Origin of the sequence: Salinibaculum rarum, from assembly GCF_030505615.1 — an archaeon.
In the GTDB taxonomy this organism is placed as follows: Archaea; Halobacteriota; Halobacteria; order Halobacteriales; family Haloarculaceae; genus Salinibaculum; species Salinibaculum rarum.
In genome coordinates this window covers 261,784-286,197 of record NZ_CP129994.1, presented here as the reverse complement: position 1 = coordinate 286,197, position 24,414 = coordinate 261,784, and the positions used below count along the sequence as shown (strand labels likewise).

Sequence of the window (24,414 nt, the reverse complement as noted above, 5' to 3'; positions counted from 1 at the left end):
GTGTGACGCCGCCACTAACAAATGACTGAGACACTTAACGTTCTCATTCGCGTTGAACAGAGTATTCCTGAAGATGAGCACGAAGCATACCTGAAAGACACAGCCACAGCGTTTCCTGAAAAACTACTCGACGAACATCTCTTCCATATCACATGCGAGAAAATCGCTGCATATGGAACCAACGAAGCTACCAAGATCATCAACACTGCCCTCGAAACCGCGGTCACTAACCTAGAACCGGAACTCGAAGACCTCAAAGACCGGCTCACTGGAGATGAATCCACGGCAGAACTCCTCGACGACTGGGACTTCAGATATGCGTGTCACCTCATCAGCGGCACTGAAACCAACCGGTACGGATTGTACGACGGGACAGATCACTCGCGGCAGCGTCCCGTCGTAACATGGGATACCGTCGAAGATATTGTTACTGACCGTGTCGGACCTGTCTACGTCGTTCAACTTTCATTCGACCGCTGAATGGTCACACCGGTGAACTCGAATCGTGCACCACCGGACTCACCATCCATCAACGTGACATTCCACTCGTGTGCTTCAGCAAGTCGTTGCACAATCGCTAATCCTAATCCGGTGCCAGTAGCCGTGGACGAATATCCCACCTCAAGTACCGCATCCCGTTCGTCTTCGGGGATTCCTCGCCCATCATCTTCAATGTAGATTGTCTGTTCATCTACTTGACCAACTCGGACAGTGACGTCATCACCACCATGTTCAACGGCATTCCGGAACAGATTCTCACAGATGCGCCGTAAGCGGTCAGGATCAGCGCGGATTACTATGTCGTCTTCAAACTCGAGCGTAGCTGTAGCGGTATCAACTACATTCCAACAATTCCCGAGTAAATTCGTCATGTTGACTGAATCCATTTCAGTGACTTGCTGACCGTTTCGAGCAAGTGTCAACGTCTCCTCGATGAGTTCTTCCATCCGCTCCAACGCAGTCTGTAACGGGTCAATATGTTCACTCTCGCACTCCTGTTCAAGAAGTGTCGCACGGCCTTGCGCAACATTCAGCGGATTCCGCAAATCATGCGAAACGACACTAGCAAATTCATCGAGTCGCTCGTTCTGATACTGGAGTTCACGTTGCCGTCGAAGACGCTCCGAAATATCTCGGAACACGCCTTGGAAAAGCGGCTGACCGTACTCCGTGTCTTCAATCGCCCAAGAATTAATCTCAATCGGGATGTGTTCTCCATCAGCCGTCACCGCATACAACGGTGACCCGTCGTCAAATTGGGAAACAACAGCTGGTTGGTGTTCGAAATGCGTCTCGAAGAGTCGTCTATACTGTTCTTGTTCATCAGCGGGATGAAGGTCGATTACCTCCATCGCGCACAATTCTTCTTGCGTGTACCCGAAGAACTCCTCAGCCGCTTTGCTCACATCAACTATCTCTCCTGTCTCAGGGTTCGCAATCACAATTGCGTCCGGCGAACTTTTGATGAATCCTCGGAGGTCCGTCTCACTCTCGCTGTTGGATGTCATTCACTGTATTTCACTTGCCGATAGAGCCTAATGAATGTCATCCCATGCACGGTGGCGCGGAGAATCTGTCTCTCACGGGCACAAGACATCCTCCGTGAAGGAAATCGCGGCATCCTTCCGAACGAATGTCTCAACCAAAATGTGACTTGTTTGCCGTGCTATCTGCTGCTTCGTGGCGACCCCGGGTCAAGTATGACCGGGGTCGCAACACGGGTATTCGGCTGTGACCGCGTCGTCTCGACTTCGTCTTGACGACGTGGTCACGCGAACACCACCTAGAAAAGGCGAGCGGATAGCACGGCGGCACGCCTACGAGGCAGGGTGCGGCGTGCCGCCGGTGCCCGGGTGTGAACCGGGAACGCGGTGTCTGAGCGCGTCGCGGTGAAACAATGACAGAAACTGAGCAATCTAAATACACGATTCGTGTTGAAAAGACGATCACGGTTGTCGCATCGAATGAGAAACAAGCAGTCACCGAAGCAGAAAACGCATTTGGCCTCTCACCCTCTCACTTCGAAATCGAGGAGAAAACACCTGTTAAACCGATTTCTGGACCGGCAATCAAAGCACGATTCCATCCACAACGCTGGTCCGGTGACTACGCACGAAAAGCAGACAGTAAAGGCAAAGAAGAGTGGTGGATGCCACTCGAAGACGCGCTCACAGATGACGGTATCCTACCTGACGACAGATCATACGAGTCTGATGGGCTTCGTTACCACGATCGAGCACCACTCTGGATTAAACAATGGGACGGGCCATTCTACGTGACAATCCAGGAAATCCAGGATCTGCCTGAAGACGAGTCTCCGACAGACTACACGCGGGATTAGTCACAGATTCTCTCCCAATATGTACACAGTCACTGAAAGCATTGATGCACGCCCCGAGCAGAACCGTCTTCGAATTATCGTTGAAAGTGAATCTGGGAGCAAAAACGCTCACACGTTCATCTTCACTCCATTCGATCTCGACTACAACGAATGGGTGCCGAAATCCGTTACAACTCACAGCAGTAACGAGCAAGTGAATATTGGCGTGATTTTCAATGGTGGTCTAGAAACCGCGATTGAATACGTTGAAACCCATTACGGATTAAATGTCCCATTCAATCAACCGGGGTTCGGACAATGAAAGGAGACAAATTCACGGAACCGACGAACCCAGACTCTGATTTCACCGAATCTGACATTGACACTGAGAAGGACTCAAAAGACCTTGTTGCTGAGATGCGGATTCAACGAGGAGATGTTCTTGCTGTTGATGTTGACTACCGCGAGCGGCCGATACTATGGACAGTGACCGACCCGTTATATCGCGGTGAATTCGTCGAAGTGATTCAAGGAGAGAAATCCACGCACTTCGAGGCAGACAAGAATTTGCCAGCTGAAGGACTATACGTTTCTTGGCGCCAAGGAAAAGTAACGCTGCACAGTCACGTTGCTTAACAGTGGTCGAAAATACGCTTTTGTTATTTAGAGAAACTCTGAAACATAGTCACAACAAACAGAAGACAACCACAAGATAGACAATGACAATCAGAAATACGATTAAAGGAAAATATAGTGAATAGTCTGGCCAAAGGAAAAACAAACGCCTGTATATCGGCTTTGAAACCCAATATTTTAAATTGTTCTCTCCCATACATACAGTTATGAATCTATCCGATGTCACGGAGACCAAGAAAACGGGCACAGAAGATGACTCAGAAACCACCTTCTTCCCCTACCTATTTTACTTCGAGGGGCACACTGAAACACTCTGTATCGCCACAGAATCTCCTGTAGATTGGTGGGAAGAGATGAAGCAATGGTCATTTCTATACTCTGGACGATGCGACCAGTGCGGGACAATATGGCCTATTTTCACGGAGAGTACATCTGATGTCAAAACACACGATGAATGGGCCTGTCCTGATTGCAGTTCTCATCAGGTTGTGATAAAACGGGAAGAAGCAACAGATGTATTCTCACCAATATCTGAATAAAAGAACTGTACTTTCAACTACTGTTAACACTTGCTTGGTGTTTCGCACAGCTTAGCGGCACGCCATACTTCTCAATTGAAGGCGTGCCGCTAAGCAGAGGCCCAGCAATCACCAATCCTCGCAAAAACAGAATCTGAAATCCCGAAACCATGACATCACAATCAAATCAAACCAACACAGATACCAAACCAGACGTTCTCTTAACTGACCAAGACGCAGAAATTCGTGCAGAACGCGGCCCAAACGACACTATTGACGTGATTTTTGATGACACAGTACTCCGAGTGTCAAAATCAGACGGGAGCACTCTTAAAAAACAACTCACAGATACATTGGAAGCAATCTGTGCTGATGTCAGCGATAAACCGGTTCTCCAACTAGCACGAACGAACTCAACAATTCGACTGGATAAACATCCATACCACCTGAAAAGTGAATATGGATGCCAATATAGTAACCAGGCTTCAGCCGGAATCACTGAATTAAACCTTGTTGAAAAGACATGGGAACCAACTTGGGAAGACCGATTTGACTGGTGGCTAAAAGGAGACCGATCCAACCGAATGGAAATTGAATCATATCTCAATACGTTCATCTGCAACAGATGTGCTTCTGCTCTCCAACATTGGCACACTCAACGCAAAATCTTCTTAGGAAGATTAGCAGAGAAGATCAACATAGAAACCATCGATTCATCGAGTTTCTCAACACAAACATCAGCTGAGACTGCCTGCTCAATCTGTGCAACCCCAAAAAGCGGAATTGCAGAATTTGACACAACATCTACTGTGTATGATATTGAAGGACCCTTCCTACTCTGTCCAACATGCCGCGACCTCCTAATTGAAGCAGACTCCAACTCCGAAATACCTCAAAAACCACTGTCAGCCCATCCAAACAAAACAAAGAACATAACTCCCGGAACACCGATAACTGATCCAAAATTCACACCAGGTACATCCGAAGACTCAATCTCTGAAAAACCTCTGAAAACACTTTCAAAAGACGAATTCGTTGCTATTGTTGAACAATTCGAAGGGGTTAGCACGGGAACCGCTGAACGACTCTACGAAAACGGTTTCACAGAAATCCCTAACCTTCAGTCAGTCCCAAAGACAAATCTCAAAGACATCACCTTTGTTGGGAAGGCCACAGCTGAAGCAATCCGCACCGGTGCAAAACTCTATCTCGATAACTACCATCACAAACTCGACTCCAATGACCTTCCGCCAGACCAAGCAACGTTAACGTCACTACTTTAGAAGTGTTTGCCTCGGCGAGGACACCGCTTCGCTGGTTTTCCTCGCCGAGGCGGCACAACAAGCGCCGACCAATATGGAGTGGAGTCGGCGCAAATACCCCGGCTCTGTGATCTCTATGCACATTGATGAACCAACACTCGCATTTCCGCACGCAGAGGACGCAAACGACTGTCGCGGCAATCTAATTCTTGAAGGCGACGCACAATGGGTAGGGGACAGCTATGTTCACAGGTGGCACTGCCCAGATTGCCAAGTAACGGCACTTGAGGCATTCACTCTAGAAGGGTTCGTTGAAGCGTGGGAAGACGACAACCTGTGAATCTCACAAAAGCAAACACCACACTATCTCTTTTACGGTTCACACCAGTACCAACAAATATGGGTCTGATTACCCGTATCAAGAAGGCATTGGGACTAGGTAGTCACTCAAAACGCAATCACACTCACCACAGTCATGATGAAGGAATTGGCGAAGTCGTCGAAGATGTCGCTGAAGAAGCGGTGGAAGGCGTTGTAGAGGGAGAAGAAGAAGGGTTTGACGAGGAGTCAGAATTTGAGGAAGGCGGATTTGAAGACGAAGAAGAGTTCTAGCGAGTGCAGCAGAAAGAACGTGTCTCGGTGCCCCACCCGCGCGTTGAGTGACGCAAGCGCTCCCAGGAAGGCCGCCGAAGTCGGCCCCAGGGAGCGCTTGCACTGGGAACCACCAAGTGGAAAAAGCGCGCGGTGGGCAGGCGCAGAAGCCGTCAGATGGCGCCTGCCCGCCGCGGATGTGCCCGCTTGGGGGACACCCCTCAGGATGTGAGAGCGCAACGCGGCACAGGCGCCGGTGACAACTGATGACTCAAGAAACTCGACTTGTGAAATATGGCGTGCTGCGTCGTTCGTCGAACAAACTCGTGAAACAACTCTCTCAGCAAGATCCTAACGTATTCGACACAGAGAAGGAAGCTCGTGAGCACCTAACGACGCTTATTGAACGTGAGGGGCGGGATGATGATTTCTCTGTTGTGGCAATGATAGAGGTTGACCGGTGTGATGCAGAGACAGTGACGGGGGTGACTGCGTGATGCCTACAGTCACTGTCAAAACGAAGCAGGGTGAAGTGACGTATGAGGATGTGGTAACGGCAAAGGAAACTGATGATGGCCGGGTTCGAGTATCACAGCCAGCAAGTGGTGGTGAGGAAACTCGGGTTATGGAAGGGTCGATCGTGTCGATGTCGTTGTCTGAAGCTGAGGAACGCGCTCGGAGTATGATGTTTTGAGGTGGTGATGATGTCTGCTGATGATAGTCGGACGTTTGGCGTTGAGGTATTGGTGTCGAAAGCACATACTGTTCGAGCGTCGTCAATGGATGAGGCAGTTGGAGAAGTGAAGGAGTTATCGGTGCCTGGGGAGGTTGCAAAAATTCACATCCAGGATTTGGAGGAGGGAGGAGAAGAAACTCTTTATTATTGATGGGTTCGCGGCTAGGTAACTTCTTTTAAGACCATCATTTTAATTATGGTTTCTTGCAATTAACCGGATACGTTACCTGTTTTATACTACGTCAATAATCAAATGAAAGCCAAGCGTTTATCCCGGTGAGATTCATACACTGTAACCCAACACGCTGATAAAACAGCCCCATACCCAATGGGCCGCAGGGCGCGCGCAGCACCTGCATTCAACGCCACTCACTGTGGATACTCACTCCCACACGCACCACCATCGCAACAAAACCGCGACACCCTGCGAAACGCGGGGGTCGCGGCGGGCGCGCAACAACCCGAAGTGACGCGCCCGCCGCGAACGGCGGGGTGCCCGGGAAGCCAGGACCTCCCAGCCAGCGACCCGACGCACAACATCATACCCACCGGAGGAAACACCATGCAATACAAACAACACCTCATCGAAGAACGTCAGCGCATCCCCTTTGCTGGTCTCACACCGAAAGACAATGGCGAAATACCTGCCAGTATCGCCTCCCGTCTCGGGAAAACCGTGAGTACCTCACCGGACGCAACATTCAAAGACATCATCCAGCTGCTCCCTGAAGCTAACGCTGGAGATCTCAAATCAGTCAATGATTTCGTCAACACCGACGGCACCGTTGATGTCGAACGCATCAAAGACATATTCGACACTCGGAGCGTTGATTTCGACATCGACGATTTGAGCGTTAATCCCGAACTCATTGATGACGCTGACCGTCTCGTCGACGTGACTGATTATGTCGATGTTGTTGACGACCGCCGAAAAGCACTAGACGCGCTTGGATACGACACGAAGTATCGATGGCAAATCGCTACGGATTCTTACACGATCATCAACCCTGCTGAGGCGTATTACCCTGCGCAGCGCACCTTCCGTGAAGAAGGTGAGGCTGACGACATCTTTGGATGGGCAAGCATCCGTAACTACGGTGGTGAAATCGACCTGTACGTCTTGTTTAACTCACAGACCATTCATCCTCCACAGCAAGAAGATGCTAACGACAACCGTGACCGCCCAATCTACATGGGTATTCAGACCGGATACAACTTCACGGGCGGTCGTGCATTCGACAGTCGGCTTTTCGGATTCGATGCTGAACGCGGCACATGGATGTACGGTCTCGGGCCGCGGAATAGCCGACGGCACGTCGGTGAAAAGGATGACGCAACGAAAGACATCCGCGAATGGTGGAGTGACGAATACGACCGCATTCTCACCTACACAGACGAGCTCCTGCAAGACATCACGCGTGCCGAGAGCATCACCATCGACTTCAAAGACACTGGATACGACATTGTGGAATTCTTCGACTACCTTGCGGACATCCCAGAAGACTACGCCGAGCCAGCCGCAAAACTAGCGAAAGCCCACAGTGACGATCTCGTAGTTACCGCGTGGACGCTATCACACAGTCTCCTAACCTCACTCGAAAGTAACTTCGAAGGGCAGGGTGACAGTGACGTCCACGCATCCGCAACATTCCGTGCCTACGCTGAAATCGCGTCAAACATCGTGCGGCAGCCACAACGGCAGATTCGGAAAGTCGAGACTGAATACCAGAAAGACATCAACAGAGCACAAGCCAAGCAAGAAGTTAACCCTGAACAAGTCACGCTCGCAGATACGAACATCGACGAGATTGACGCAGTGGACACGTCACATCAACCACAAACACTCGCTGAGAAAGGCGATACAATGCGCCGCCAGCAGAAGAAACTCCTCAACTTCTGACCACGCCCTCTCTTTCTGATCGATATGAGACTAACACCTCCGGCTTCAAAACGGGTTCCGCATGGTCGTCACACCGCTGAGAGTTTAACTACCACGAAACTTGAGAGTCAATATCCCGCAGCGGCCGCGCGGGCCATCAAGGCAGAGTGGAGCCCGCGCGGCACTCCCCTGGGCGCAGCCGCGCACCCCGCACCAAACCGAAACCCCATACAGTGATTCATTATGAGCGCAACTGACATCAACGCATCCAATCTGGACAAAGAGACACTCCGACAGATTACGCATCACCTCGAAAAGTGCCGGAAAGAAAACAATGGACGTGTCAGCGCGAACGTCGCTGTCACGCAAGTCGAAGAATCCACAGACTACGAATACGACGAAGTGATGGCTGTCGTGGAAGGCAGTTACGTGGATATTCAGGAAAACAGCCTCGGACAAGACACGATTGTGAGTGTCGATACGGTCGGTGACCAACCGGACGACATCACACTGGAAGATGCCGATGTGAGCGACTCCGAAGACAACGATGATGAAGCATATTCGCCGGACGGTGATGACGGTTCTACGGACGATCTCACGGAACTAACTGATGTAGAGGAAAACACGGCAGAGGTCCTCAAAGAGAATGGATTTTCTTCATTCCGTGAAATCGCTGATGCTGAGGTAGATGACCTTGCAGCAGTCCCAACGGTTAACGAAACCACTGCGGAAGAGCTCAAAGCTGAAGCCAGCGAGAACATCGATGCGGTTGACGAAATCGCGCGTGAGGCCTTCACTCGGACGGCATCCTGGTACGAAGCACAGGAAAAAGCCGGGAGCGACCTCGAAGCAACGGCACATCTCGCTGCGGACGTAGACCAGCCGGCCGGGAAGCCGAAGGGCCGACATCAGCACCTCAACGGACTCCCGATTCTCGAGGAACAGCCGGACCACCCCTTCACGCACGACGTGGAGAACTACAATCCACTGTACACACGAGAAATCGAGACGGGTGAGGAAGACATCGAGGCCGTGTGCCGGATTCTGGCGAAGAACAACTACACGCCAAATCTCGTCGGGCACGCCGGCGTCGGGAAGGACACCCTCGTCAAGTACATCATGGCGAAGACGAACCGCCCGATCATCACGATCAACATGGACTCCTCGATGATTTCGCAGGACCTTCTCGGGATTCACAAAATCAGCGAGGATGGGAGTATCATCTGGAAGGATGGCCCGATCCCACGGTGTGTGCGATATGGGTGGACGCTGCTCGCTGACGAAATCAACGCGGCACCGCCGAAGATTACGATGGCACTCCACCAGCTCACGGAGCGTGACCCGAAGCTATACGTCAAAGAACGCAACGAGGTTATCGAACCGCATCCGGCATTCCGGATGGTGACGACGATGAATCCGCCCGAACAGGGATACGGTGGGACGCACGAACTCAACGACGCGTTCAAGAACCGTCTCCAGAACATCCCGATTCCGTATCTCCCCGCGGACAAGGAGGTCAACCTCATCGACAACATGGTCAACGAGGACCGGCGTATCCTCAAGCAAGGCGAAATCCAGGATCTCGTCGATATGGCGGCGGAATTCCGCGACGAAGTCGAAACCGGGAACAACAACGTGCCGCGTCTCTCGCCGCGTGACATCCTGAAAGTCGCAGACATGTACGACGGTATCGATAACCTTCGTGGCGCAACGCAGACTGTCGTTAAGGGGACGCTCGGACCGCGACACAAAGAAGAAGCTGTCGAGGAACTCATCAAAGACCACATCGACCAGGTGTACTGAACATCGCGCATTCATCGCGTCTCTCGCTCAAAATGTCCACCCCCACTCGGTTGCGTGCCGGTTGTGTCCGCCGCCAGCGGTGCGCCGGCGACACGCCGGGTGACGGCGCACCGCGTGGCTGTGCCCAGGAAGCCACCACTCAGCGCACCTACTCGAACTCCCACTAAACATGAGCTCACACCGATTCACCATCTCACCAAACACGGACGGCAATTCGGCACTCTCCGACATTGAGGGCGGGAAACACTACCGGCTTCGTTCCAGCCCCAATCGGAAGGAGAGCATCGAAACCTACGTGTCTACACACACGCCCTCGAAGAAAGCCAATCTCACGGTCATCCTCAGCGATGACGCTCACACGGCGAGTGTCAAACAAACGGGGAACAACAGTGGTCGTCCCACGGTCATCAAGATCCCAACGCGTGAAGTCGAACAGCGGACGACAGACATTGACCGAGAGGTATTCGACAAAGAAATCCAGTACGCTTGGGCGATTCACGAGGCCGGCCACATCCTGTACACCGATCAGGGGACGGTCAACGCGTACTTCGAGAATTCTGATCTGCATCGACTCCTTCTCAGCGGCCCGCCGCAAGCCGACAAAGGCATCCACGTGAAAGTCTGGAATGCGGCTGAAGACGCTGCGATTGAGGAAGCTCTTCGAGCCGATAAGGGTGAAAATGTCGCGGAGCGACTTGCCATCAAGAACCAGAATTTCATCAATCGACTTGATGAGCAGGAAGGCGAACGTTGGAAGAATCTCAACATCTTCCAGGCACTCCCGTCTGCGAGCATCGACCTTGGGAAGTGTAACACTGGATTTGTAGACCGGGTTCTCGACGAGGACAACGACGCATGGCAGTTTGCCTCTGAGAAAGATAAGGAACTGTTCCTCGAACTGCTCCCGTCACTCCGGGAGATGCTTGCAGACGTGCAGACGATCGGTGATCCGGAAGAGCGTACGGGCCGGATTTTTGAGTACCTAAAAGAGCAAGACGAAGTGCTGCGTGAAGCGTTCAACCTGGATGATCTTTCGGACCAGGATATGGACCAGAAGCAGCCGCACGGAGAAGAAGGCGACGACCGCCAGAACAACTCCGGGTCGGCACAGCAGGAAGCGTCTCAACTTCAGCAAAATTCCTCGCAGCAGATGAAACAGCGTCAGGAGCAGGCGAGTCAACAGATGCAGAAGGTCACGACGCAGCAGGCTGACCCTGATGCTGACACTGACGAAGATGCTCAACAGGAGGAGGCAAACGGTGGAGACGCGGATAAAGATGCAGACGCCGACGGGGATGCAGGCGCGGAATCCGAATCTGAAGCCGATGATGGTGAAAATGACGACAACGACGGGGCTGCTGGTGACGGCGATGACGCAGGCAGTGATGCCGCGAGTGGCAACGCCGGTGATGAGGAGGGGCACAGCGACGGTGACGGCGACAACGGTAATGCAAGCAGTGACACTAGTAGTGAAGAGGGCGACGCCGAGGCCAGCGGAGGCTCGGATGGTGAAGATGTTGATGGCGACAGTGCTGGTAGCGCCGGTGAAGGTGACACCGGGGACACTGAATCCGAGTCAGGTACTGAGTCTAACTCGGGTAACGGTGAAACCGACGGCGAGGAGAGTGCCAGCGATGGTGAGGATACCAGCGCTGGTGACAATGGTGCAGGTGGGAGCGATAAGCAAGATGCTGACGGTGATACTTCGGGTGGTGATGGTGAGAATCCCGATGAAAACACCGGGAATGATGGCCGGACGCAGAAGTCACTCGGTGAATTCCTCGATGATGACGACGACACCGCGGGTGGCAGTAGTGCCGATAGTGGGGATAGCGATGACGCCGAAGATGGGAGCGAAGATGGCAATGCAGACGGCGATAGCGATGGCGAAGATGACGAAGCCGGAAACAGCACCGACGGAGACGGCGGGAGTGAAGACATCGATGGAAATGACAACGAAGGTCCTGACCAGAGTACTCCCGGTGGTGACACCGGAGGGTCGCAGGATAGTGACGACAACGGTGATGGTGATGTTGGTGAGTCTGATGACAGTAACGAGGAAGAATCGATACCTGGCAAGGATGAAGATGGAGACAACGAAGTCGATGCTGGTGAAACGGAAGATCCGTCACAGCCCCCGGACGTGGGTGAGGAATACGAACCTGACGAAGATCACATCCAGCAGTCGAAAGAACGTCTCGGTGATGAGAAGCGCGACCAACAGCGTGAAGAGAACCAGCTGAAGCAGGAACTGGAGAATCTCGCCGAAGCACTTGATGGGAACGACGGCGGAGACGGTGCTGGTGAGGGGAATATCACGGAAATCGAGTTCAACATCGACGACAAGGAGTCGTACTCTGAACAGCGGTGGAACACTGCGGTTGACGAAAGTCACGGTGTGACGCAACTCCTGAAACAACGGCTTGAGATGGAACAGCGTGATGAGTGGAATCACGGTGTCAACACTGGGAAGCCGGACACAACACGGCTGCACGGTGTGAAGACCGGTTCCACGAACGTGATGCGACGCGTCGATGAAGGGGAGCAGAAAGACTACTCGGTGGTCATTGTCCTAGACCGATCCGGGTCGATGCGTGACCGGATTGAAACTGCCGAGAAAAGCGTTGTTGCCTTCGCTAAAGGCCTCGAAGACCTCGGTATCAACGTGTGCATCATCGATATGTTCGACAACCGTGGCCGGCTCATCTCGCCGTTCGATCAGGACATCGACCGGGCGAAAGAACGGTTGATGACTGCGGAGACGGATGGCGGAACACCGCTGCACGACCCGCTGAACATTGCGCGACGGCGCCTTGAACTTGAACGAGGTGCAACGTTCGTTCTGAGCGTGACGGACGGACAGCCCCACGACGAAGAGGCGTATCGTGAGGAACTCCGACAGGCGATGATGCCCGTGATGGGGTTGACACTTGCATTCCATCACGATGAAGGTGACATTCCACCCGAACTTGATGACCAAGCAACGTACTACGATACACACGCCTTCGTCCACTCACCAGATGACCTCAGTAATGCCCTCGAACGCATCACATACGACATCGCCTTCTAGACTCCATCTGCCGACGAAGAGACGCTGACACTTTTCTTTGCGTATCTCATACACGACTAGTGTGGCGCAATTCCGGCCTCCAGTCTGGACACCAGCAGCAATGGCCAGCCTGTTCATTGGCACCAGCCTTCTGATTGTCACTCAGATTGCAGGCACGTTTAACCAAGTGGCAATACGCAATGTAGGAATCACAGGCATTGAACTCGCGGTGCTTGGACTATATAGTGCAAGCCTAGTGCTCCTATGGCAGAGTTTTGAAACAACAGAGAAACTCACGATTGGCGATATTTTTGGGCCACTTGACATGGCCGGAATCTGCCTGGAAACGATGACAACATCATTCACAGTGTTCATCGGATATGCGATACTCACGCAAAGAAACATAGATTTCATACTCGCAGGAGTTACAGTAGCACTTTCTGGACTCTATCTTGGAGGCTACGGTCTCCTTTATCAGGATCGTATTCTACATGCCTACAAAGCACTACTTCGCAGACATCGAGAGTGAACTACGCTACCCTACTCACTTGCAACACTCGTTCCTTGAGGAAGGAGGCTTAGAACCAATCAAGGCTAACACCCAAAACTAGGAGTTCCCCGGCAGAGCGGCGGGCGCGGAAAGCACGAGTGACGCGCCCGCCGCTGTCCACAGTGGCACCCAAGACTGCACCAAGCAATCAACTGTACTGAACATGATTCATTATGCCTACGACACACGACCTTAATCTCCCAGCACGAGCCCACCATCCAGACACCGAGGCATTTCCTAAACCACACCTCAACGACAACACGCCAGTTGTCGGCCGTGTCGAACAGTATCTCCGAGTAGATTTCGCACAAGGCGGCATCGAGCACGGGCTTGAATTCGCTAGGCAAACCATCAACAAACGCCAGACAACTGAAAAAGAAACCGTGCTGGATATGGAATCGTTCCGTGACCGTATCACACATGATGAAGCGGACCCATTCGTCGAGGCGAAACTGCGTGAAATCTACGAACAGATGCAGACGATGCGTGGAAACCGCGACGAATGGTACGGGAAAATGCACTCAGAACTGGAAAATAGGTTCCAACGCGCAATTGGAATGCTGAACTCGCATCCCCAATTCAATCCGAGCACACCAACACACGTCCCACACGATAAGAAAACCACGGGACATATCGACTTCACAGTGTACCACGTCGTCCAAAACCGCGATAATGAGCACGCTGAACTTCCAACAATTCATCGGTCAGAGCTCGACGGCGTCACCAGAATCACTGAGTTCGGATATGATCTCCCACAGGCGTTCATTGTTGCAGAGTCGCCAAGTGGATCTCTCTACCCGTTCGTGCCATGGTACGGCGTCACTGTGTGTACGTGTGGGGACAAAATCGAGAATTTCTGGAACAGCCCATTCTGCAAGCATGAAATCGCTGCACTTCTCATGGCATCTGAAGACAGTTTCACCACGCTCGTCAGTGACATTCACGCCCGGTTCCGACGTCTCATGAACTACGACGTCTACGCTGAACACGATCCAGCGCAATACCTCTCCGCAATGCCGTAACAGCGCGTTACCCAACTCCTGCGGTTCCTCCTCAGTAAATTCATGTCTCAACCACCGTTATCGGCGTTCTCGGAAACCCAAGAGGACGGCAACAACCTTGCTGACTCAGACAGGTCCACTGCTACCGGAAACACATCCACTACATCTCAAGACACTCTAAGTGACGACACACCTGAACCGCGCACCGATGGAAGTGGGACGACAGTAACAGCCACTGACCCCACGGAACCACCAACTTTCGGCGGACTCACTGCGCAAACCAGCGATGAAGAAAAAGCCGATGATGCGCAATGTTCGCGGACTGCATCTGCGCCGGTACCAAGTGTTACGCCCTATGATGACCCGCGTGCTGGAGATGTCGTGTACTTGCAACGGCGGGACATGCACGCTTGGTTGCGTCCTGCTGGGAAGGGTCACGTCGACGTCGTGTGGCTTGACGGATACGCCCCTGGTCTCAGCAGTCAAACCGTGAGCATAGATGCGCTTGCAGAAATGCAAAATCGAGGCGTACTCGGGATTGTTGCACAAAACGTTGAAAACCCGTGGGAAAGATGGGGGCTCGGTGAACCTGCGCAAGGCGGCATGCGATTTCGAGACCCCGCAGCGAGCGTGAACACAGAATACCACGTCAAAATTGCGCCGCGATGCCGTGTCAGCAATCTCCAGCTGTCACGAGAACGTAGTCGGAACATCGTGAGTGGATTCCTTGAACATCCTCTGATCGATCACAAACGCGGCGGATATCAATACGCCAACGCTGCGTTCGGAGCTCGTCGAGTTGGTGAAAATGAACCCGGGCCACTGTGTGCAGTCACGACACTAACACGGCCGTCGGCAACAGAACTCTGCAAAGGGATGACCTTCGACTTATGGGATACCCCCTCAAGTGCTGAAAAAACAAGTCCGAATACGACACGGACAGTAAGTGCAGGGCGTACACGAGAACTAACACGGTATGCATCTCATCCCGATGTTCGCGGTGGAAACGCCACTGACACAGCAAAGGCTGCTTCAACACGCCGTGAAAACACGGCATCGTGGCTAATTTCACACGCACTCGAGTGGGCTGCGTTGGAAGGATATGAAACGGTCGTGAGTTATTCCGGGGTTGCCAACCAAAACGAAGGCACGATCTACAAGGCAGCAAACTTCCAATATGCCGGCACTGTCGATGCTGACGGTGATGGATGGACCAACCGATCAAAACGAGATTCATGGTCAAACTCGCGGGAAAAATCGCGGTGGATTGCTAAACTCCGACCGGAAGGGAACATCGAACCACGAGCGAACCGACGTGACTCTATCCCCGTCGCTGAATTCAGTGAATTGCCTGATAATGCACCAAGCGTCGGTAATCTCCGGATGACGCGTGAAGAAACCATACAACGTGATTTCGGCCGTGCTGCCAACTTCCTCACTGAGTACGGCACCTTCAGTGACACAACGCCGGTTATTGATGGCTTCTGTACATGCTCTGCTGAGAAGCTTAGCGAGTGTACATGTAACCCGGCAATCTTCGGTGCAAATTACAACGATAAACTTATCGCCGCTATTGGTGGTCGTGAAGACCCACAAAACGCGTCAGTATTTCACGTCGGCGTGCATGCAGATAGTGGGACTGCATATCCAACCCAAACTGCGGGGTGGCTACTTGCGAAACTCCGAGACTGGGCACACTATGAAGGGTATCAACAGGTAACGATCCCAGCAGGAATACTCCCATCACACGCTGCCGGGACAAGCGTCGGATTCACCGTTGGTAACACAGAACTCGTACATACATTTGATTCACCATTACCGGCACCAACTCGGGATTCTCACCGAGAATCAGCAGGCCCACACGAATACTATCGATGAGCCGACCACCATCGCATTGCCCCAAGCCCTGAAGATTAAATTGTTCCCAGTCTTAGTCGTAGACAAGCAACCAATGATTATTTTCTACACTGTCCCACGTGGTGGTGACCCGACAAACCCTGCTGAGCGAACAGAATGGGGGCGCACTATTGATGGCGCGATCATTGAAAATCACGGCAAAGATGCTGCGCCCGATGATTTCCCGTACAAGTCCTTCAAGAAATGGGTGTCTGCTGAAAAAGACGGATTCCTTGAAGGGTTTAGTGACCCATTAGCAACTCTCCAACGATTCAACATCCCGCCTGTCGTCGCTGGTATCCCAGCGCGTAACGATGCAGATACTGAGCAAGACATCTTCTTTGACGGTGACTACGCGTACGCTGAACGCTACGGCGATCTCAGCGAACAGGAACATATGGAACTCACCGCCTGGGAACACTGGGATGTCGCAACAGTGAATCCAGGAGCGCATGACCTGTACAAAAACTACGACTATCCAGACCGATTCAATATCGTTGTAGTCTCAGAAATTCACAGCAACCGGCAACCAGTCACACAAGGATTCTGGGACACCGAGACAGAAACAATTCTCGGAGATGTAAGTGGACGATTCGAAACCGTCCTCGAAAAGTTAGACGATCGCGTCCCGTTAGACAATGCAGTTGAGATGGTGAAACGCCTCCGAGGACAGAGCTTCAACGCAGTCGTCATCGATAGTGTAACTGGCCTCCCGATTAATGATCCACACATTATCGCTGGTGGGAAACGAGCCCCTGACCCAGAACGTGATGACATAGATCGTCTCGTGACAACCCAAAACATCGATGCGGATTCAATGCCAGATGAGATTCAGAAATCGGGTAACAACTCAGACACCAACAGCGGGCCGTCAAACCCGTATGAATCTTAACCTATCTCACGCGTCAACCGCCTCGGGGTCAAGCCCCGAGGCACTCACCCTGCTCAACCTGTAGAAACAGTACGCAGGTCTAGAAGGAGTCCAAGGCTATTTGTTTTGCATCTTCCCACGTCATATCTGACCCGCCCATTGCCTTCTCAATCTGGATTTTACCAGCAACCACCGACTCGTCCACATCACTCGGGACATCATCGATGATGTCTCGGGCGGCTTCCTCATGCGGTTTGAGCGAGTCACCTGCTTCACCTGCACCCTCTGTAGTAGTCTTGAGTTCAACTTCACCGCTACGGACTCGTTCAGCGTTCTCGACAATACGGTCTACGCGGCGGTTCGTTTCAACGATACGCTGTTGCTGCTGCTCTTGAAGTTCAGCAAGTTTCTCTTCAGTCATGTCAGTGCCGGCTGCATCAACATCAGCTGTCTCGATGTCTTCTGGACCCATCCGGTCAGCAACCCGCGACGAGACTGTTTCCCGGAGTTCTTCTGGGTTCATCTCCTCAGCGACAGCCTCAATTTCTTCTTGGATTTCTTGCTTGCTCACATCAAGCTCAAGATTCTCAGCGTGTTGAGCGCCTTGCGTTGCCATCTTGTCAACAGCAGCCGTGCTAATCCGGTCATGACCTGTGTAGTCTTGATCCACAACAACTGCTTCGCCGCTCTCATCAAACATGATGTTCCCGGCGTTGAAGTCGTGATTCCCTGCAACTGTCATTGACGCAACCGCGTGTTTGTAAGACTCTCCATCCAAATCATCTGGTTGGACAGCCAATTCATCCATATCATCGAGTGCACCACGCTGAGCGCGCGACAGTGTCTTGATGTTCTCTCCTTCAATATTCTCCATTCGTGTGAAATTCTGATCGATGTCGTAGTGCATATCCGGCGTTTTCACACCAACACGGTCCATTGTCTCACCAGCAATCAGGTGAGCTGGGCCCTCATCGTTCTTCATTTTCTTCCCCCAGACTGTCCGGCCATCTTCCGTCTCATACCGGAACAGCTGTCCAGCATATCGCCCCGTTTCTCCTTCGCGTTCCATCAAGATACGGCGGTCAGCGTTACTTGTGCGGAGATGTTCCGGAACGCTTTCAGCACCGAATGCATCACTGAGAACTTCGTTCTGCTTGAACTCACCTACGGGGATTGTCTCATGCTTGTCCACGACTTCACGGATGCGCTTTGCTGCAACTTCTGGTGATGCACCAATCTCTTTCTGGTGTTCTAGTGCAACCTCCAAGCGTTTTTGCGGAATCCGGAAATCATCACAAAGATCGTGATACGCCTCGAGATTCTCTTCCAGCGCGTCGTAACTAACATCGTCATCAAATGGGAGGTCCTCGAAGGCTTCACTGGAGACATCAGATGCGTTCGGCGCGGTAGGCCCAGTTGCTTGGGTGTGACCCCAGAACGTCTCCTGCGTCTCAATGTCTTGCCGAACTTTCACCAATGCGTCCTGCGGATCCATCCCCTGCTCAACGTACTTGTTGGCGCGTGCCATCACATCATTCGCAGAGTACGGTTTCCCACCTGCCCACTGCGAAGCTTGTGTTTCTAGCAACTCTGCGGTCTCCGAATCAAACCGACTTCGGAATGCTGTTGCACCACCCTCTTGACTCCACAGCTCTCCACTCTGAAGATTGCTCTGTGCTTGCTTCCAAGCTTCTTGCCGGGAGTATCCCTCTCGCATCAATCCTTCAACGTGATTCACAACTTGCCCAGGCGTATGCGTCTGCTGTCCGTGCTCAGCAACGAGTTGATCAGCACGCTGGATAGCATCTTCATAATCAATGTCCGCCATCCCAACAGACCCTTCTGCACCACTCACAGCCTGCCCTGCGGACGCAGACTTTTCAGCTTCTTTGTGCGTTGCACTTGCTTCAGCAGCAGACGTCATCTCTTCATCAGAATGATGGTAAATACCCTGCATCTCTTCTTTAGTTGCTGTCTCAGCCTCAGATTGCCGACTCCTATACGATGGGTCGCGTGCTCCACCAGCCATACCACCATCCATAGTATCATTGTAAGGGTTCTCTCCTGGTTGAGGCCGTCCCGTCTCCATTTCTTCGGGCCCACCAGTGTGGAACCCAGTGTCCGCTCGCGGGTTCTCTCCACCGAACGTATCACCACTCCGGAGTCGCTCAGACTTAGCCCGAAGTTCGTCAGCAACCGGTGCTTGCGCACCTTCCGGGCCGCCACTCCGCTCAGTCCAAGACTCACCGTACATATCACCGAATCCATCCGGGTCTTTCCCATATCCCTGCGCAGGAGCGCCACCCGCATGTGGGATGGCTTCTTTGACTTTTTCTGGTTTTGCCCAGTTAACATCTTCACCCGTGAGATCACCGGGGAGTTCATCGTCTGAATAGCGCGGCTTAGCGAAATCTATCGACTGTCGTCGAGTAATATTCTCTTGACCAGACGAAGTGACAAGTGAGCCGTATGTTGAACCAGCACTCGTGACTTTACCAGCAGCGTCAGAGAGCGCAGTATATGCTTTTTCACCCGTAGATTTGTCTCCCCATGAGGTTTCCTCACCGAAATTGGTAATTCCGTTGTCTCCACTTTCTCCACGAAGACGCTCATGCGTACTCTGCATTTTCCCTTTGAGATTCTCGCTGGAAAGTCCGCGAATTCGATCCATTCCGGTCTTATCAGCGAGAGTGTCACGAGCTTGCGCAACACCATGACTAGCCTGTTCACGAAGCGGCACAGTGTTATCAAGTCCGCTCGTGTCAAGCGGCGCGCCATCATTCATCATCGTTGGACCAGCTCCACCGGCTCCACCACCGGGCCCAGGACTTCCGCCACCAGGACCAGGATTCCCGCCGGCGAAACCTGTTTCCACGCCACCACCACCGCCAGGGTTCTGGCGTGACTGACGATACATTGCGCCAGGACTATTACCGCCGCGCATACCACCAGCCCCTCCTGGTGACCCAGCACCAGCTGAGAGGAATATGCCAAATCCACTGAGCGTCACAGCAATCATAAGCCAGATACTCCCGAGGAAAGAGAACAACTGGAAAAGTAAATCAGCAAGCCCCCCAGGCGATCCATATTCTGCGTCGTCTGCAAATTGCCCGTCGGTTGAAATCCCTGAAGTCTCACCAAGATCACCGTAAATGCCATCAGGTCCATGTGGTTGGACTTGATGACTGGAAAACCCACCACTCCCACCAGGTGTCCCCGCAATTGTTGATCCAACGGCGAGAATCCCCGAAAGGACAATCCCCATCATTAACAGGACAGCAGTAACTTTGAAGAGAAGACTTGCAAATTGATTTGCATACTTCGCAGGGCCAACATCGAACACCCACATAGCAATAAAAATGGGGAAAAGACTATATACACTGTAGATGAGCAGCATTCTCATAGCAAGAACAACATAGAACAAGAGGCCAATCGAGATTAGTTGAAGACCACTACTAATCTTCAAAATGGCCACAGCAACAACAGCACCACCGAATTGCCCAATGACTTCTCCAGTGATTGAAGACGCGTACTGCATATTGTAAGATGTCGGATAATAAAACGATGCTATGCCATTTGTCATCGCAACGAACCATGCGAAAAGCTGCTTAGAGATAACGACGAGAAACATACTAATGAGAATTCGTTCCCCAATCCGGTGAAGATCAGTCTCATCAATATTCGGGAACACCTGCATAACTGCAAGATATGATAAGACACCAAGAAGTAATATGATGAAATAAACCTTGAAACTCTTGTCCCAAACTTCGTTAAGAGCATCAAAATAAATCGGATTCTCATAAATAAGGAGAGGCCCCATCCCATCAATAAAAAGACCAGCAGCAACACCCAGAACACCATCAGCAATCAAATTAAGAGCCCAATAGAACGCATCTTGGATACCCGAAAAGATATCAAGATCCGGGATCAGATCGGAGAAATCAAACCCAAAAATAAGTGGTGTAAACAAAAGCCCGTAAACCACATCACTAGTAAGAATCTGCATTGCTGCGGCCGTATTTCGGAACGCAATTCGAGCACGTTCTGAACTCTGACGAAGCGCTAGGAGGACGCGAGCCCAAATAGTGGGTGATGAATCAGTCATAAGGCAGTCTTGAATGATTGTGTGGAGTGGTTGGCGTACGCACGATGTGCGGGGCTGTCGTTTTCTAGTTCTGGATTGAATCATATAAAATCACGCCCCGGATAGACCAGCCGTACAACCATCCACAACCAATCCACCACACCACCCGGGCCTGGTAGCGGACTCCCAGGCTGCATTCACGCGCCCCCCTTCGGTGCCCCGCTCTTGCAGCCTGGTAGCCGCACTATGAACCACCAATTAGTAAGAAAAAGGCCCGGGTGGCGCGCTCGGTGACACAAATGGCGAGCGCGCCCCGCCGGACAGCATCCAGACCAGCTGTCCGTGGAACCAACTAGTGCATCACACAACCATGACAGTAAACCTCGACCCAAACCAATCGGTATACCGCGAACTCACCACTGACACGAAATTCATTGACACAACTGGCAGCATCTATGAACTAACCCACCTCGACGAAAATACAGACGAAATCACCCTTAAACGAATTCATTCACAAAAATGGAATCCTGACGACAACGCCGCCACACTCACACTCTCTGCGGCCACACTCCGCGACCATCCTGATCTTATCCGCGTCGATCCCCATGCCATCAACAATCCGCGTGATGTCATCCTAAAATATGCGGAAAAACATCTCAACGACGATGTCAGAACAATTGGTCGTGAACACACTCACAACGGTGCTGACGTCTCTACTATTGGTGACATCGACTACGCGATCTGGAAACTCACTCAAAAAACGGGCACGTGAACCGCCTCGGGGTCAAGCCCCGAGGCTTCCCGTTTCGACGACGCGACTTGCAGGAACCGACGAAGACCGGCCTCCATCGGTTTCCACAGCGGTCGCAGTCTCCACGGGCGTAAAAGATATGACGCGCTCTTTTCCTCCCTACTGCGGTGCTTAAGAGACTGGGGTCTCTCTGGGTGCTCGTTGAGGAGGGGGACTCCGCGCTGTTTTATGCTGAGAATGCTTGCGCGGCGCCACACCGGCGTTAAGTGCCACGTGGACGGCGCCCCAGAGAGGGCGCCGGACACGAGGCGAAAATCATTGTGAAGACGCTTAGAAGACAGAAAACTTCGAAATGTCAGTCACGGAGGCGCCGCGCGGCGCACGGCAACAATAAAATGAGCCGTGCGCCGCAGCGACAGCAATCACTCATCCCGCTGTCCTGGCAGCATGGCATCAGAGACCTACACAAATGAAAGTAGTCGTTGACATACCGAACAATGTATTCGAGACGTATCGAAAGTCAAGCAGTGATACTAACGATGGGCTGAAAGAATCACTATACGGTGCATTATCTGCACCAGACTCGAAATCAAACAACATCACAGTATCAAAACTCCGTGACTCACCGCATAATCGGCCGCTTGATCCGTGGACAAACTACGAGTGGGAAGAAGGTGACTGCTGTCCCCAATGTGGGAGCTCCAAAATCCGAGTACACTATATCGATGTCGTGTTCTTCACATCAGAAAATAACACGTTCAAATATGATGAGTACAGTCCTGAAGACGGATTCGATCCGCGTGTGTTATGGCAGTGTCGGGAATGCTACGCGCGTTTAAAAGAAACTGTCCCAGGGACATATTTCGAATAACTCACTAAGAACATCTCCCAAACTGATTCTCAAACCTTACCTATGACGATACGCAACATCTTCCGATATCCTGGATCAAAAACCCGACTCGCTGGATGGATTGCCTCACAATTCCCACCGCATGAACGCTACGTGGAACCATTTGGTGGCAGTGCAGCAGTCCTCCTGCATAAAGAACCAAGCACCGTCGAAATTCTGAATGATATAAACAGTGACATTACACAGTTCTTCCGTGTATTGCGTGACCGCGGAGATGAACTCGCTGACTGGTATGCAGCAACACCATTCAGTCGAGAACTCCACGACACATGGAAAACCAAATTCAATCAAGGGGAACGACCAGATGATCCAATCGAACGCGCTGGACAGTTCGTATACCTACGAACAACCAGTGTGAATGGTCAAGGTGGATTCAGCACACGTCGACGAGATCGTGATCCAACAAACGCATTCCAGTCACAACCAGCAGCTATTCGACGATTTGCTAACCGGCTTCAGAGCGTTGTCGTTGAGAATCTCGACTATCACTCTCTCATTAAGAAATATGACGGCGAAGACGCCGTATTCTACTTTGACCCACCATATCCAGATGCTGAAGACAGTCTCTACAAACACGGGTCAATTAACCATAGTGAGTTTGCAACCACCCTAGCTGAGATGGATGCACACTGGTTGGTTTCCTACCAATCAATACCTGATGAAATTCGCGCGATCAGTACACACATCCTGAGCACAAAAACCCGGAATAATCTTCGAAGTGGTAGTTCTACCGGTGCGCACAATATTGAGGATACAGAACGACTGGTATGTAATTTTGACCCAACCTGTGTCCCAAGTGCGAGTCCAACAACACAGCTCACACTCACTGATTCAGTATCACCAGAATCACACACTCACACCCTCAACAAAACGGACGCACAGTGAACAACTAGGGGGAGGTCACAGACTGCCCCGAATAGCGACGACAAGAAAATGTGATAATTGCTCCCCACAATTCGACAGTATTCTCAACCATATCAACAGTCGGTTCCCACCACAATGCAACCGGGAAAGACTGCTCCCTGTGTTGACGGTCATTCAACAGTGTAGTTTGACACTCTGGACACCGAATATGACGACGGTGTGGTGTCTCAACGGTATCCCACTCTCCATCAAATGGAGCAGAATACCCACACTCCGGGCAAAAATACATTCCCTTCCGTGGAGTACCACCACTATCAGAACACACAGAAGACTGGGACATTGTTCTAGGTGAACCTACGCACTGGATAGGAAAGAAACTTTCATTCCTAGACGGGTGTCAGGGTGTGAGGAAAAACGTCATTGGCATCCGCACAGAAATCCCACGATCGGGATTGGCGTTGATACTAACAGAGGTCATTGGTGCGCCCGCGCCTGCTTGCCTGCGTTCGAACACTTGTCCCACACTGTTTCACGCCGGCGTACAGCCGGCGCATGATAACCGGCTATAGCCATGGTCGGCATTGCGCCATGGCTATAGCATATCTTCACTGCAAAGTTCGCTCAGCGGTCCGGAACCTCAGGTTTCCGGACCGCTCAGCACATGTGTTCGAACCCTAAGGCTGATCACAAACT

Annotated in this window: 20 protein-coding genes; 17 read left to right on the top strand and 3 right to left on the bottom strand. The window is 51.9% G+C overall.

The features are described 5' to 3' along the window. Positions 1–21 precede the first annotated feature (21 nt). On the top strand, positions 22–480 hold the full coding sequence (locus QYL91_RS16845; protein ID WP_302082985.1) for a hypothetical protein: 459 nt from the start codon (positions 22–24) through the stop codon (positions 478–480). Here the strand turns inward: QYL91_RS16845 and QYL91_RS16840 are convergent. Further along, positions 459–1,508, bottom strand: coding sequence for a PAS domain-containing sensor histidine kinase (locus tag QYL91_RS16840; protein ID WP_302082983.1), 1,050 nt, complete (start codon positions 1,506–1,508; stop codon positions 459–461). The two genes, QYL91_RS16845 and QYL91_RS16840, sit on opposite strands and share 22 nt — an antisense overlap. Positions 1,509–1,897: 389 nt before the next feature. Here QYL91_RS16840 and QYL91_RS16835 point away from each other — a divergent pair, with 389 nt between their 5' ends. The 14 genes from QYL91_RS16835 (at position 1,898) to QYL91_RS16770 (ending at position 17,133) form a co-directional block, all read left to right on the top strand. Then, a complete protein-coding gene (locus tag QYL91_RS16835) occupies positions 1,898–2,341 on the top strand; it encodes a hypothetical protein (RefSeq protein WP_302082980.1) in 444 nt (147 codons plus the stop codon). Between the two features lie 19 nt (positions 2,342–2,360). Next, entirely contained in the window at positions 2,361–2,642 is a 282-nt protein-coding gene (locus QYL91_RS16830) for a hypothetical protein (RefSeq protein ID WP_302082977.1), read from the top strand. After that, positions 2,639–2,956 carry a hypothetical protein gene (locus QYL91_RS16825; RefSeq protein WP_302082975.1) on the top strand — a complete coding sequence of 106 codons (318 nt, stop codon included), beginning with the start codon at positions 2,639–2,641 and terminating at the stop codon, positions 2,954–2,956. The genes QYL91_RS16830 and QYL91_RS16825 overlap by 4 nt, the downstream gene beginning before the upstream one ends. Positions 2,957–3,162: 206 nt before the next feature. Further along, positions 3,163–3,495, top strand: coding sequence for a hypothetical protein (locus QYL91_RS16820; RefSeq protein ID WP_302082973.1), 333 nt, complete (start codon positions 3,163–3,165; stop codon positions 3,493–3,495). Between the two features lie 149 nt (positions 3,496–3,644). Then, positions 3,645–4,757, top strand: a complete 1,113-nt coding sequence (locus tag QYL91_RS16815) for a helix-hairpin-helix domain-containing protein (RefSeq protein ID WP_302082970.1) — start codon at positions 3,645–3,647, stop codon at positions 4,755–4,757. Between the two features lie 378 nt (positions 4,758–5,135). Then, positions 5,136–5,348: a hypothetical protein gene (locus QYL91_RS16810; protein ID WP_302082968.1), complete on the top strand. Its 213-nt coding sequence runs from the start codon at positions 5,136–5,138 to the stop codon at positions 5,346–5,348. 245 nt (positions 5,349–5,593) lie between these two features. Further along, positions 5,594–5,824 carry a hypothetical protein gene (locus QYL91_RS16805; protein WP_302082966.1) on the top strand — a complete coding sequence of 77 codons (231 nt, stop codon included), beginning with the start codon at positions 5,594–5,596 and terminating at the stop codon, positions 5,822–5,824. Positions 5,825–6,625: 801 nt separating this feature from the next. Beyond that, positions 6,626–7,963 carry a hypothetical protein gene (locus tag QYL91_RS16800; RefSeq protein ID WP_302084055.1) on the top strand — a complete coding sequence of 446 codons (1,338 nt, stop codon included), beginning with the start codon at positions 6,626–6,628 and terminating at the stop codon, positions 7,961–7,963. Positions 7,964–8,185: 222 nt separating this feature from the next. Continuing rightward, positions 8,186–9,745 (top strand): AAA family ATPase, encoded by a 1,560-nt coding sequence (locus QYL91_RS16795; protein ID WP_302084053.1) that lies wholly within the window; start codon positions 8,186–8,188, stop codon positions 9,743–9,745. A gap of 169 nt (positions 9,746–9,914) precedes the next feature. Beyond that, entirely contained in the window at positions 9,915–12,815 is a 2,901-nt protein-coding gene (locus QYL91_RS16790; protein WP_302084051.1) for a VWA domain-containing protein, read from the top strand. A 100-nt stretch (positions 12,816–12,915) separates the two neighbouring features. Continuing rightward, the gene (locus QYL91_RS16785) at positions 12,916–13,323 is read left to right on the top strand and encodes a hypothetical protein (RefSeq protein ID WP_302084049.1); all 408 of its coding nucleotides are present in this window, start codon (positions 12,916–12,918) and stop codon (positions 13,321–13,323) included. A gap of 194 nt (positions 13,324–13,517) precedes the next feature. Further along, positions 13,518–14,366, top strand: a complete 849-nt coding sequence (locus tag QYL91_RS16780) for a hypothetical protein (protein ID WP_302084047.1) — start codon at positions 13,518–13,520, stop codon at positions 14,364–14,366. A 468-nt stretch (positions 14,367–14,834) separates the two neighbouring features. Continuing rightward, entirely contained in the window at positions 14,835–16,223 is a 1,389-nt protein-coding gene (locus QYL91_RS16775) for a hypothetical protein (RefSeq protein WP_302084045.1), read from the top strand. Between the two features lie 73 nt (positions 16,224–16,296). Continuing rightward, positions 16,297–17,133 carry a hypothetical protein gene (locus tag QYL91_RS16770; RefSeq protein WP_302084043.1) on the top strand — a complete coding sequence of 279 codons (837 nt, stop codon included), beginning with the start codon at positions 16,297–16,299 and terminating at the stop codon, positions 17,131–17,133. A 79-nt stretch (positions 17,134–17,212) separates the two neighbouring features. On the opposite strand, the gene QYL91_RS16765 is transcribed toward QYL91_RS16770, so the two are convergent. Continuing rightward, the gene (locus tag QYL91_RS16765) at positions 17,213–21,118 is read right to left on the bottom strand and encodes an MATE family efflux transporter (RefSeq protein ID WP_302084041.1); all 3,906 of its coding nucleotides are present in this window, start codon (positions 21,116–21,118) and stop codon (positions 17,213–17,215) included. Positions 21,119–21,551: 433 nt separating this feature from the next. On the opposite strand from QYL91_RS16765, the gene QYL91_RS16760 reads away from it, so the two are divergent. Together QYL91_RS16760 and QYL91_RS16755 are read left to right on the top strand one after the other, a co-directional pair. Then, complete coding sequence (locus QYL91_RS16760; protein WP_302084039.1) at positions 21,552–21,968, top strand: hypothetical protein; 417 nt, start codon at positions 21,552–21,554, stop codon at positions 21,966–21,968. An 892-nt stretch (positions 21,969–22,860) separates the two neighbouring features. Next, on the top strand, positions 22,861–23,742 hold the full coding sequence (locus QYL91_RS16755) for a DNA adenine methylase (protein WP_302084037.1): 882 nt from the start codon (positions 22,861–22,863) through the stop codon (positions 23,740–23,742). 4 nt (positions 23,743–23,746) lie between these two features. Here the strand turns inward: QYL91_RS16755 and QYL91_RS18340 are convergent, their stop codons facing one another. Then, positions 23,747–24,010 (bottom strand): DUF8106 domain-containing protein, encoded by a 264-nt coding sequence (locus QYL91_RS18340; RefSeq protein ID WP_465269230.1) that lies wholly within the window; start codon positions 24,008–24,010, stop codon positions 23,747–23,749. Positions 24,011–24,414 lie beyond the last annotated feature (404 nt).

Coding starts and splice junctions, on each gene's coding strand:
- QYL91_RS16845 (WP_302082985.1), top strand. CDS start 22: ATGACTGAGACACTTAACGTTCTCATTCGCGTTGAACAGAGTATTCCT.
- QYL91_RS16840 (WP_302082983.1), bottom strand. CDS start 1,508: ATGACATCCAACAGCGAGAGTGAGACGGACCTCCGAGGATTCATCAAA.
- QYL91_RS16835 (WP_302082980.1), top strand. CDS start 1,898: ATGACAGAAACTGAGCAATCTAAATACACGATTCGTGTTGAAAAGACG.
- QYL91_RS16830 (WP_302082977.1), top strand. CDS start 2,361: ATGTACACAGTCACTGAAAGCATTGATGCACGCCCCGAGCAGAACCGT.
- QYL91_RS16825 (WP_302082975.1), top strand. CDS start 2,639: ATGAAAGGAGACAAATTCACGGAACCGACGAACCCAGACTCTGATTTC.
- QYL91_RS16820 (WP_302082973.1), top strand. CDS start 3,163: ATGAATCTATCCGATGTCACGGAGACCAAGAAAACGGGCACAGAAGAT.
- QYL91_RS16815 (WP_302082970.1), top strand. CDS start 3,645: ATGACATCACAATCAAATCAAACCAACACAGATACCAAACCAGACGTT.
- QYL91_RS16810 (WP_302082968.1), top strand. CDS start 5,136: ATGGGTCTGATTACCCGTATCAAGAAGGCATTGGGACTAGGTAGTCAC.
- QYL91_RS16805 (WP_302082966.1), top strand. CDS start 5,594: ATGACTCAAGAAACTCGACTTGTGAAATATGGCGTGCTGCGTCGTTCG.
- QYL91_RS16800 (WP_302084055.1), top strand. CDS start 6,626: ATGCAATACAAACAACACCTCATCGAAGAACGTCAGCGCATCCCCTTT.
- QYL91_RS16795 (WP_302084053.1), top strand. CDS start 8,186: ATGAGCGCAACTGACATCAACGCATCCAATCTGGACAAAGAGACACTC.
- QYL91_RS16790 (WP_302084051.1), top strand. CDS start 9,915: ATGAGCTCACACCGATTCACCATCTCACCAAACACGGACGGCAATTCG.
- QYL91_RS16785 (WP_302084049.1), top strand. CDS start 12,916: ATGGCCAGCCTGTTCATTGGCACCAGCCTTCTGATTGTCACTCAGATT.
- QYL91_RS16780 (WP_302084047.1), top strand. CDS start 13,518: ATGCCTACGACACACGACCTTAATCTCCCAGCACGAGCCCACCATCCA.
- QYL91_RS16770 (WP_302084043.1), top strand. CDS start 16,297: ATGATTATTTTCTACACTGTCCCACGTGGTGGTGACCCGACAAACCCT.
- QYL91_RS16765 (WP_302084041.1), bottom strand. CDS start 21,118: ATGCAGATTCTTACTAGTGATGTGGTTTACGGGCTTTTGTTTACACCA.
- QYL91_RS16755 (WP_302084037.1), top strand. CDS start 22,861: ATGACGATACGCAACATCTTCCGATATCCTGGATCAAAAACCCGACTC.
- QYL91_RS18340 (WP_465269230.1), bottom strand. CDS start 24,010: ATGTATTTTTGCCCGGAGTGTGGGTATTCTGCTCCATTTGATGGAGAG.